Annotated in this window: 1 protein-coding gene; it reads right to left on the reverse strand. The window is 25.6% G+C overall.

Annotated elements, in window-relative coordinates:
• Positions 1–541 (reverse strand): tetratricopeptide repeat protein (locus tag G3997_RS06235; RefSeq protein ID WP_296644518.1); only part of this gene is annotated, 541 nt, incomplete at its 3' end.
• Positions 542–739: the final 198 nt, after the last annotated feature.

Here is a 739-nt window from a genome sequence, read left to right on the forward strand (position 1 = left end):
TTTGGTCAGTATTATTTTCGTCTGTATTTTCTTCTACATTTTGCTCTTCTTGTTGTTCTTCTGTTGATTCTTCTACTTCATCTTCTTTTTGATTTGCATTTATTGCATCTTGTTCTAATTTATACTTCCCTTGACTTGATGCATCCTTTGCATGCTCTTTTCTTGTTTCTTTTGCTTTCTCATATTCTTCATTTAATTTTATAAGCTCTTTTTTCTTTTTTGAAGCTTCTTTTTTAATTTCTGATGAGCCACCATTTAATTTTTCTATTGCTTCTAAACATTCTATAGCTTTCTCATACCTTTTTTGCTCTACATATATAGCTACATCATTCATCTTAACAGCTTGAATATACATACTTCTTGCATCTTCATTTGAGCTATCATCTGTTAAAACTTGAGATAATATATCTTTAGCTTTTGTATATTCATGTCTTTCTAATGCATGTTGTCCTTCTCTAAGTAAACTATTTTCTTTAGATGCTGAACATCCTGTAAATAGCATAGTTATAATCATTATTATTAAAATCTTCTTATTTTTCATAAAATACCTCCATATATAAATTTTATCACATTTTTATGTTTAGTGGAGAAAAATGCAATTTTTTGCATTTTTAAAGATATTATACTATATTTAATATTCCCTGTAAAATTAATATTATTTAGTTATATAAAAATCAAAGCAATTCAAAAAAGGAGTATATAAGTAAATATTAGCTACTCCTTTTTCTTTATATGTATT

This window comes from Romboutsia sp. 13368 (genome assembly GCF_018336475.1).
Classification (GTDB): domain Bacteria; phylum Bacillota; class Clostridia; order Peptostreptococcales; family Peptostreptococcaceae; genus Romboutsia.